15 protein-coding genes are annotated in these 8,723 nt (G+C 62.4%); 6 read left to right on the top strand and 9 right to left on the bottom strand.

What is annotated here, in order from left to right; genetic code table 11:
- From P696_RS57605 to P696_RS53160, 6 genes are all read left to right on the top strand, one after another.
- Positions 1–215 (top strand): hypothetical protein (locus P696_RS57605; RefSeq protein WP_211245903.1); only part of this gene is annotated, 215 nt, incomplete at its 5' end.
- Positions 215–1,321: a hypothetical protein gene (locus tag P696_RS0131610; RefSeq protein WP_026415465.1), complete on the top strand. Its 1,107-nt coding sequence runs from the start codon at positions 215–217 to the stop codon at positions 1,319–1,321. The genes P696_RS57605 and P696_RS0131610, both read left to right, overlap by 1 nt.
- Before the next feature lie 70 nt (positions 1,322–1,391).
- Positions 1,392–2,150 carry a peptidoglycan-binding domain-containing protein gene (locus P696_RS55100; protein WP_170026637.1) on the top strand — a complete coding sequence of 253 codons (759 nt, stop codon included), beginning with the start codon at positions 1,392–1,394 and terminating at the stop codon, positions 2,148–2,150.
- Positions 2,147–2,383, top strand: a complete 237-nt coding sequence (locus tag P696_RS0131600) for a hypothetical protein (RefSeq protein ID WP_026415463.1) — start codon at positions 2,147–2,149, stop codon at positions 2,381–2,383. Before P696_RS55100 ends, P696_RS0131600 begins: the two co-directional genes overlap by 4 nt.
- A 28-nt stretch (positions 2,384–2,411) precedes the next feature.
- A complete protein-coding gene (locus tag P696_RS0131595; RefSeq protein ID WP_157430043.1) occupies positions 2,412–2,696 on the top strand; it encodes a hypothetical protein in 285 nt (94 codons plus the stop codon).
- A gap of 10 nt (positions 2,697–2,706) precedes the next feature.
- Complete coding sequence (locus P696_RS53160) at positions 2,707–4,251, top strand: hypothetical protein (RefSeq protein ID WP_051468418.1); 1,545 nt, start codon at positions 2,707–2,709, stop codon at positions 4,249–4,251.
- A gap of 49 nt (positions 4,252–4,300) precedes the next feature.
- On the opposite strand, the gene P696_RS0131585 is transcribed toward P696_RS53160, so the two are convergent.
- The 9 genes from P696_RS0131585 to P696_RS0131535 form a co-directional block, all read right to left on the bottom strand.
- Entirely contained in the window at positions 4,301–4,717 is a 417-nt protein-coding gene (locus tag P696_RS0131585) for a DUF4352 domain-containing protein (RefSeq protein ID WP_026415461.1), read from the bottom strand.
- 785 nt (positions 4,718–5,502) lie between these two features.
- A complete protein-coding gene (locus P696_RS0131565; RefSeq protein WP_157430041.1) occupies positions 5,503–5,727 on the bottom strand; it encodes a hypothetical protein in 225 nt (74 codons plus the stop codon).
- A 34-nt stretch (positions 5,728–5,761) separates the two neighbouring features.
- Positions 5,762–6,190 (bottom strand): hypothetical protein, encoded by a 429-nt coding sequence (locus tag P696_RS0131560; RefSeq protein ID WP_157430040.1) that lies wholly within the window; start codon positions 6,188–6,190, stop codon positions 5,762–5,764.
- A gap of 11 nt (positions 6,191–6,201) precedes the next feature.
- Positions 6,202–6,468: a hypothetical protein gene (locus tag P696_RS56455; protein WP_157430039.1), complete on the bottom strand. Its 267-nt coding sequence runs from the start codon at positions 6,466–6,468 to the stop codon at positions 6,202–6,204.
- 36 nt (positions 6,469–6,504) lie between these two features.
- Positions 6,505–7,371 carry an N-6 DNA methylase gene (locus P696_RS53155; protein ID WP_157430038.1) on the bottom strand — a complete coding sequence of 289 codons (867 nt, stop codon included), beginning with the start codon at positions 7,369–7,371 and terminating at the stop codon, positions 6,505–6,507.
- 64 nt (positions 7,372–7,435) lie between these two features.
- Positions 7,436–7,627 carry a hypothetical protein gene (locus P696_RS0131550; protein ID WP_026415457.1) on the bottom strand — a complete coding sequence of 64 codons (192 nt, stop codon included), beginning with the start codon at positions 7,625–7,627 and terminating at the stop codon, positions 7,436–7,438.
- Positions 7,624–8,007, bottom strand: a complete 384-nt coding sequence (locus P696_RS0131545) for a hypothetical protein (protein ID WP_026415456.1) — start codon at positions 8,005–8,007, stop codon at positions 7,624–7,626. The genes P696_RS0131550 and P696_RS0131545 overlap by 4 nt, the downstream gene beginning before the upstream one ends.
- Before the next feature lie 11 nt (positions 8,008–8,018).
- Positions 8,019–8,279, bottom strand: a complete 261-nt coding sequence (locus P696_RS0131540; RefSeq protein ID WP_026415455.1) for a hypothetical protein — start codon at positions 8,277–8,279, stop codon at positions 8,019–8,021.
- Positions 8,280–8,329: 50 nt separating this feature from the next.
- Positions 8,330–8,671, bottom strand: a complete 342-nt coding sequence (locus P696_RS0131535) for a histone-like nucleoid-structuring protein Lsr2 (RefSeq protein ID WP_026415454.1) — start codon at positions 8,669–8,671, stop codon at positions 8,330–8,332.
- Between the last annotated feature and the right edge of the window lie 52 nt (positions 8,672–8,723).

The raw sequence follows: 8,723 nt of genomic DNA, 5'->3' as shown, positions 1-8,723 counted from the left end.
CTGACGGCAACGGCTCTCCTACTGCGGTTGAAATTGTCACAGCACCACGTCAGCGCACTGTGCGAGTCAATGAGGCAATTGCCTGGGACGTTTGGGACCTCACCTCGAACTGGATCAATGTTCGTACTGGAGACGTACTTCGGGTGGAGATCGATGATGGCGCCGGTTTCACCGGACAGATAACTATCCAGCCTGATCACAAGAGGGGTGTCTAATGCCCATTGCAGTCTCCGATCTCATCTCTGCCGAGATCGGCAATATCAAGTTCCTGTTCGGCGGCACGCCGGCCGATGTCACCGAGTATCCCGATGGTGGCCGCATGGCGGCTGTCTCTCCCATCTCGGTATCTGCACTCAGCGCCGTCACGGACAGGTGGTCCACAGTACCGACGAGTACTGTTCCGGCTGCCAATGCAATCGGCATGGTTCCTGAGTTCTACGGCCCCGCTGGAATTCTTGCTTTGCGGGTCGACTACGGCTACGGCCCGGTGGTGCTACGCGCTGATGCCGCACATCTACACAAGACGCTGCGCGACATCCTGATCACTAAGCTGAGCCAGCTCAAGGTTGATGAGGAGAATTACACAGCGCAGCTCACTGCTCAAGTGGCAGGCATCAACGCCAAGGTTGATGGCGCGGTCGCCGCCGCGCTGGCCCAGGTGGACGTGCTTATTAGGCAGCAGCAGGGCTCGGTCATCACTGATGTCGTGAAAGAACAGCTCCCCATCCAGGCCGGGCCGCTCATGAGCGCGGCCATTGATGACGCAATGACCAATCGCGTGCCCCCACTCGTAGACGCCAAGGTCACCCCCGCAGTGGCTACCGCAGTGGGGTCGGCTACCGCTGACCTGGGCGACCAGATTGCGTCCCTGAAGAGTCGTGCGACCAGTCTAGAGACTTCCACCGGAACCCTTACCGCAGACCTCGGATCTGCTCGTCGGGACATCACTAGCCTGAACAGTCGAACGGCCACGCTAGAGGCCCTGACCAAGATTCGGACCTGGTCCAAGACTGCTAAGACGGCAGATTGCACGGTCGAATTTTCCGCCGTCCGCCTCATGCAGTTCGTTGTCGTATCGATCAATCTTACGGCTCTCAAGTCCGGCAAGGGGCAGACCGGATTTGCAATCCGGCCTATCGGTCTACCAAGTGACCTACTTCCCCGAACGTCGCTGACCGTGGCCTGCTCGGCAATCAATCCGGACGGCACACTCATCGACCCGGATAACTTCAGGATGGGTATCTCCGCGGCCGGGGACGTCACTTCTCAGGGTTACTGGCCCTGGGATCAGATGACTGCCACGTTCGCCTACACCACCTAAAAAGCTCTATCCCCACAGCCCTCGTCCGGCGTTGCCGGGCGGGGGCTTTGTCATGCCCAGAGGAGATTACATGGCCAGCATCAACGACCTCATTGCCGATGCCCGCAGGCATCTCGGGGAGACCGAGTCACCGCGCGGTTCGAACGTCACATGGTCCACTAAGACTTTCGGCCGGATTCCTGGCTACCCCCACGACGGCTATGGCTACCCCTGGTGCCACGCCTACCTGTCGAGCGTTGCCAAGGGTGCCGGAATGCGGAAGGACATCGACTATCCGCACACTGCGAGTTGTGAGAACGGTGTCGGATGGTTCAAGGCACGAAAGCGCTGGTATTCGACGCCCAAGGTCGGGAGATGGATCTACTACGGCCCTCGCGGCGGGACCCATGTCGAGATGGTGATTGGTGTCTCGGCGACCCACATCACCACTATCGGTGGCAACACCTCCGGAGACGGGCTCAGCGGTCGGTACTGGGATGGCGATGCTGTGGCCACGAAGACCGTGGCCCGCTCTTCTAGCCGGATCTACGGCTACGGAGAGCCTGTTTACACGGCTTCCTCTTCCAAGCCCTCGCCCCCGACGAAGCCGTCTACCCCGCCTGTCTACCCCGGCCGGGTGCTCAAGGTCCGCTCCCCCTACATGTCCGGCTCGGACGTCAAGACGGTCCAGGCCCGACTGATCAGGCTCGGCTACGCCGTGCGCAACGGCGGCGCTGACGGTGTCTACGGCCCTGGTACCAAGGCCGCGGTCACCGCCTTCCAGAAGTACGTCCGCCTGGCCGCTGACGGCGAGGTCGGTCCGAAGACGTGGAAGGCGCTGTTCGGGTGAGCCAGGACGAGCCGAACGTTGTCATCACCATGCGCGAGGTCTATGACGCCGTGGTCGAGCTGCGCGGCGAAGTCCGCGAGCTGCGCGGCGACCACGCCCGCAGCAAGGACGGACACCTCGATCACGAGAGCCGCATCCGCGACCTGGAGAAGTGGCGCTACGCCACGACAGCCGCGCTCATCACTGCCCTGGCGTCCCTCGCCGGGCAGCTCATCCAACTCCTCGCCAAGTAGGAGGAAGAAAGAAGTGGGACTCCACAGCATGAACACCGACTACAACGCCGACGCTGCTCCGACCGCCGTGGCGGACGGCCCCTTCCAGATCGAGGACCTCCCCGAGGTCCCCCCGGCCCGTGATGGCGCCGGGGTTCGCAGCGCCAGGACTCTCGCCCAGGGCGCAGTCTTCGCGGCCATCACTGCGATTGTCACGGCGCTAAGCGGGCTGGACCTCGGCCCCCAGACGAACTGGAAGCTCCTCGGTATCGCCCTGGCGCAGACCGCTGGCACTGCGGTCGTCACCTACCTGCACAACACCATCAAGCGCTGAGGAGTCCTCGATGCGGTACACCTTCGGGGCTTCAATGCCCGACTGGACGATGTCAGCCGACACCAACGGCGTCGTTCGGGTTGCGGCCGGGGTGGCGCTGACCTTTTGGAGCGCCCCTGTTGATGGTCTTCAGTACGTCGACCTGCTCAACATGCTTGGGGAGCCGATCTCAACCGTCTACTCCGGGGACGGTGAGGTTGACCCAGTGGGAGCCATTCCGCAGTTCAAGGGCCCCGAGGATGTTGCCGCCATGTGGGCAGACACGGGTAGTGGCTCCCGGACCCTGATCGTGGCGACAGACGCGGCTACGGCTGCCACGGCGCTCATCCCCGACATGGAGTGGGCGGCCAAGCTGCGCAACAACTTCACCAACACCGGCACCGTTGGCCAGGTACTCAGCCGAGACTCCTCCACCGAGCTGGGCGTTGCCTGGACGACCCCCGCCTCCGGGGGTGGTGGTGGAGGGTCCGCCACCGTTGACCGTGCTTTCGGGGTGCCTATGGACTCGTTCCCCGGCTCCTCCGACACCGCCAAGTTTGAGGCGGCGCTGTCTTGGGCCAGGGCCCAGCCTTCTCCGTCCAAGCCGACGATCGTCATGCCCAACAGGCAGATCACCATCGACGGCGGGCCCTACGATCTCTTCCCGGGCCTCAAGCTGGCTGGCCCTGGTGGCAGCTTGGAGCGTGAGTTCTCAGACTCCGCTCAGTGCGTGGTGGTCACGCCCAGGCCGCTGTTCCAGGTTCCGGCCGCCGGTGTGCGCAACGTCAGCATCCGCGGTATCCAGTTCAAGGCTTCCGGAACCGTCGACTGGCTTGTTCGGGCTACTGATTTCAGCGCCGGTCCGATCATGCAGGACTGCGATTTCAGCGATATCGCCTGGGTTGGCTACTCGTCGGTGATGCACGCTCGGCAGCTACGCTGCTCGATCCAGCGAATGTACTGCAATAATGGCACCGATACCCAGTTCAAACTGGGCGGCTCAGACAATTACTACTGGACTGAAGGCTACAGCTACCTGTCCGGTTCCGTACCGGTCGCTGGCTATTACGTGTACTTCAACTCGATGAGCCGAACCCGCGTTGGGGCGGTTTACGTCACACCCCAGGTTGCTACGGCATTTCGCGTCGAAGGCGGCTACGGTGGCCTGCTCTTCAACGGCACGATCATTGACTGCACCGGACGCAACGCCACCCTGGCTTGCCAAGGTTCTGGCATTCACATCACTGGCGGAGAAGGGCACGTCTTCCGCGACCTGTGGTTCTTTAACGTTGCCGTAAACGTAGCAGCGGTCGGCACTAACCGGGCCGACAAGGGCATGATTTTCGTCCGTGCCACCGCGAAGAACGTCTTGATCGCAGGCTGCCAGTTCAGCGGGGGCGCGAAGCAGACCGTTGTAACCCCGGCAGGGACGCCGGCCGTGTATGCCGAGTCCGGCGCGACTGTCCGCGTTGCCTCTCCGATCGCTCCGAACGGAGGCGAGAAGATCCTTCAGCAGGCCGCCGCAGGCGGCATCACCTGTGACGACGCGTCTTGGACGATCAAGACGGCCGCGTAGAAGCAAGAACCCCCTCACATCAGTGAGGGGGTTCTTGTCGTTTCGGGGGTTAGGTGACCGAAGCACTCACGAGGGCCTCGCCTCCTACATCGGTCAGGCTAATTTTCGTCAGTTTGTGAGTTGTATTGAAGTACACGTTCCCGGAGATCCGCACTCCTGGCGAGATGGCAGATGTCTTGATCTCTTCCATTTCGCCGGTGACTTTGGACTGAAACTCTTCCTTCGCCGTGTCGAGGCCCTTAAAGAACAGCGGGTTCACAGGAAGCTGCCGCTTCCCGGTGTTGGTGATCTGCACGTGGATTACGCCGGGACGTACGACCTTGGCGGCCATGCGGCCCCCGGAGGCCACCGCTCGGGTCTCCTGGACGGCCGTTGCCTCGGGTGCGGCCTGCTTGGATTGTGGCGCAGCTACGCAGCCCGTAAGCGCCAGGGAGACAACTACGACACCAACGACGACCTTGACCATGACCGCTCCTCGGATGCAGACCCCCCGGCCTGCGTGGAGTGATCATAGCCACTACTAGGGCAAACCCCCACCCTTCCGGGTAGGGGTTTTTCGTCGTCCCGAGACTTACGTTCAGCCGCTAGCTCGACGGATGTCCTGAACCATGTCACGGAAAGGGTCCGCCATTTTCCGGAATCCATCCAAGATGTCGGAAGTACATCCATCAGGCCAGTGCCTCGCGTCGCGGAGGGTGCGAATCCAGGACACATCTCGGCTTGTGATCCCTGCCATCACGGGGCGAAGCGTCCCGTCCTCCCCGGCAAGCCAGGCATTCGCGCCCGCCATCCCCGGTTCGATGCAGGAGGCCGCCCACTCCTTAGCCCTCTCCAGCTCAGCGGGATTCACGTCCTCGCCGCGCCTAGCTGCCACCAGCGTGGCCGTATGGTTGAGCTGTTCCACCCACTTCATATCTCCCCCTCTTCTGTGGTCTTCACGGTAGCCCCCACCCGGAAAGGTGGGGGCTTTTCGTCGTTTCCGGATTACTCGGACTGCTTCTTCCGGTAGTCCGCGATGGCCTGTTCAACTCCCGATGCGGTCAAGCCCCACCGGTTGGCGATCGTGTAAACGTCGAGCCCTTCGTCCGCCATGCGGACGAGATCTTCGATCGTGGGCTTCTGCTCCTGGGGCTCAGATCGTCCCCCCTCAGTCGTCATCCTCGCTCCAGGACTCGACCTCGGCAGTCTCACGAGCCACCTCAGCCGCATACTCGTCGTAGAGATCTCCGTTGGTCATGACGGTCCACTCGCTCAATCGTCCTCCTCGTCAGCGCCGCAGCACGGGCACGAGTCTGTCAGGTGGTAGCCGTGTCCGCAGTCGGTCTTCTCGGCGACTTCACGACCAGGCCCGACGATGAAGTAGGTCGGCCACTTCTGCACGTCGGCGTAGGTCGGTGCCCGCTCCAGCACCTCCGCCGGAGGCGTCTCCATGCGGGCGAGTTCGTCCTCCCGCCATCGTGCAAGGGCGTCAGTCATCCAAGAGTGGGGCGTGATCATATTGGGCGTCCTCTCAGTAGACGATCTCCTCGAAGGCGGCTGTGGCGAGACGCTGGTTCGCAAAGAACTTGGAGCGCTTGGGCCCTCCCCCGCCGTTCTTGGGGATGCGGACGATGAACCACCGCGTCGAGGCCCCGCGTAGCTCGTACCGGTAGGTGTCGGTGGCCCCTCGCTGGATGGTGCGGTTGACCCGCGCTCCCTCCATGACGGGCGGGATCTTGTCGTTCCAGGTGGAGATGTCGTCGGCCCTGACTTCCTTCTGGTCGATGCGGACCAGAAGGTTGATCGGCAGGTACTCAGTACGTCCGTTGTCCAGGCGGACGAGGGTCGTTCCGTCCCGGCGCCGGCCCTTGTTCACTCCCTCGGTGCCGCCCGGGATGTCCTCGTGCGATTCGATGAGGCGGACTCGGCTCCCGCCCCAGATTGCCTGGGTTGCAGTCAAATCCCGACCTCTCATTTGCCCGCCTCCCGCAGCGCCTCAATCAGCAGTCCTACCGCGCGTCCGTACAGCAACCGCGCGACCTGAGCGTTCTGCTCGTTTGTGACCCTCTCCGTACTCCAGTCTTCTCGTTCAGCCAGAAGTTCGTAAAGCTTGCGACGACTGCGGAGGTAGTGGGAAAGAGCATCGCGATAGGGCAACCCGCGCTCTTCGTGCAAGCGCAGATTCAAGTAGGCGTGCGCTGCTAGTTCGACAGTCTCTTCTAGGTCGACGTCAGACACAGAAACCTCCACCGTTTGATGAGGCAGAAATGTCGATCACGAAAGGCTGGACTTTTGCTGTGACTCTGCAACGAGCGCCTGGGCCCGAATGAATGCGGCCCGCATCTCCGCGTCCCTTCTCAGGTTGCGATGGTGCTTCCAGATATCCCGTCGCTGTTCGGCAGCCTGTTCCACCCCATCACCGTCGACTAGAACGTCTCCGCACCAGATCAGGACGTTCGGGCCCAATCCCCAGAGGATCGAGTTGACTGCCAGGCACGCCGCAGCGATCGGATCCAGCTCGACGCCAGCCCAAAGCCGCTCAGCAGGATCCGCCCCTCGCTTGCGCATCTCTTGAGCCATCGCCCTCCACATGCCACCGGTTCCCGTCGTGGGCTCGTGGACGTCCATGCCAGGCCCGATGTCATGCAAGAGCATTCGCGAAATCAGTTCCGTGACGTCGGGAGGTGTGTGGTATTCGCCCAACCCCTTCCGGGCTCCGTGGGAACGGATCTGACTCAGTACCACGCCGAGCACGTCTTCCTCTGTGCGCAGAGCAGGATCGGTGTATCCCGTGATCGTCCAAAGACCCTGACTGATCGCGGCCTTGGCGACCGAGCGCGCCGCAGACCACTCCGAGGCGGATAGCCCGTCGTCAGCCCACGACCAGATCGGACGGGCGAGCACAGAGAGGTAGGGATCCGCAATCCAAAGTTTCGCCCAGATGTGCCTGACAACCTGGCAGAAGTCGGCGGCAGTCATCTGCCCCCATTCGTCCATAGCCTCCAGCTGCTGCTCCTTAGTCGGGTTGAGCAGTGCCAGCGTTGCTACCACACCCACCGGGATTTCGATCCGTCCGGATCCGTGGTAGTTGAACCATGCGTCCTCGACGGCATCAGCAATCTTGCGTGAATACTTTTCCACTTCTCCCCTTGGCAGCCAAAAGGGCCGGACATGCGTCCGGCCCTAAGAACGGCGAATCAAAGAGCTACAGCTCGTCGTCGGCCACGAGCACGAGCCACAGGCCGTAGATGAACAGGATCATGAACACCCATCCGGCGACGGCACCCCAGCCGTGATAGTTGTTGACTAGTGTGATGCCAGGCAATTCGGTAAGTGCAGCGATGACAAGCACCGCAATTTTGCGGCGACGCTCAGTTCCGAGCAGGACTCTCCTCACGCAGACTCCTTCCAAGGCTGCGTGCCGTGCTGGCCCTCGAACTTGGCAGTGATGTCGTTGACCCATTTCGCAGCGGGGAACCAGAAGCCGACCTTGTCAACTGCCACCCAGACCTGGTTGATTCGGATCAGGTCCCCAACGCTCACCGAGCGCATCTTCCGGGCGTAGTACAGCTCGCTCTGCAAATGCGCGATGCCATTGCCAAGGCAGTACGCATCCTCGGCCAGTTCCTCGTAGCCGACCGGCTCCGTGGGAGGCACTCCGTCGACCTTGTACTCGAACACCTTCACCACGGGCTGACCTGGCTCGAAGCCAAAGACACCCAGCGAGCGTCCGGCGCTGTCCTTGGCCACGTTGTGGAAAATCTCGACCTTGACCACGTAGTTCCCTCCTAACCCCAAGCGCCGTCCGAGTCGACGCTCATCTGATGACGGATCGGGCAGCGGTTCAGCATTGCCGTGGCTACCGTTGCGGGAAGCCGAGGGCCTCCCACGTGATGCCAGGTGATCTGGCCGTCCAGCTCTCTAACGGCAGTCGCTTCCTCGATGCCAGCCGCGATCTCGGTTGCGAGCCATTCGCGCTGTTGGTCGCGCTCGACCTGCCACAGGCGTTCCTGATCAATCTCGACAGTGAACACGAAGCGGAGCTTCATACCCCTCCGAGGGAAAGCCCCCGGCCCACGGGCCGGGGGCATGTCTGGGGTTAGTGGGCGGCGTTGTACGCCTCGATCACGCGGAGAGGAATTTGCCCCCGGTCCGTCACCATGTTGGGGTCGACACCCTTGGCCCAGGCTCGGATCTCCGCCGCCGTCGCTCCGGACGGCGTCTGTGAGGTGGCGTGGTGCTTCGACGTCTTCCGCCTCGGCACCTGGCCTCCCGCCCGAGCCTTCTGCTTGAACGGCCACAGAGCCTCTCGGAGCTTCGTTGCATTGGCCTTGCTCAGCTCCATCTCGTACATGTTGCCGTCGAGTGCGAAGGAGACGGTCTCGTCTGCCTCTGAACCGTCGAGGTCATCGATCAGCAGGACCTTGGCGATCGTGGCCATGCGTGGTTCCCTTCTCAAGGCGAAGGCCCGCCGCGGACGGCGGCGGGCCGGG

This window comes from Actinomadura oligospora ATCC 43269, assembly GCF_000518265.1.
Lineage (GTDB): Bacteria > Actinomycetota > Actinomycetes > Streptosporangiales > Streptosporangiaceae > Spirillospora > Spirillospora oligospora.
This window is presented reverse-complemented; position numbering and strand designations above follow the sequence as displayed.

What these genes read in the sequence shown, in the direction of transcription:
- P696_RS0131540 (WP_026415455.1), bottom strand. Translation starts at nt 8,279, where the DNA reads ATGAAGCTCCGCTTCGTGTTCACTGTCGAGATTGATCAGGAACGCCTG.
- P696_RS0131565 (WP_157430041.1), bottom strand. Translation starts at nt 5,727, where the DNA reads ATGACTGACGCCCTTGCACGATGGCGGGAGGACGAACTCGCCCGCATG.
- P696_RS53160 (WP_051468418.1), top strand. Translation starts at nt 2,707, where the DNA reads ATGCGGTACACCTTCGGGGCTTCAATGCCCGACTGGACGATGTCAGCC.
- P696_RS0131585 (WP_026415461.1), bottom strand. Translation starts at nt 4,717, where the DNA reads ATGGTCAAGGTCGTCGTTGGTGTCGTAGTTGTCTCCCTGGCGCTTACG.
- P696_RS0131595 (WP_157430043.1), top strand. Translation starts at nt 2,412, where the DNA reads ATGAACACCGACTACAACGCCGACGCTGCTCCGACCGCCGTGGCGGAC.
- P696_RS0131610 (WP_026415465.1), top strand. Translation starts at nt 215, where the DNA reads ATGCCCATTGCAGTCTCCGATCTCATCTCTGCCGAGATCGGCAATATC.
- P696_RS55100 (WP_170026637.1), top strand. Translation starts at nt 1,392, where the DNA reads ATGGCCAGCATCAACGACCTCATTGCCGATGCCCGCAGGCATCTCGGG.
- P696_RS0131535 (WP_026415454.1), bottom strand. Translation starts at nt 8,671, where the DNA reads ATGGCCACGATCGCCAAGGTCCTGCTGATCGATGACCTCGACGGTTCA.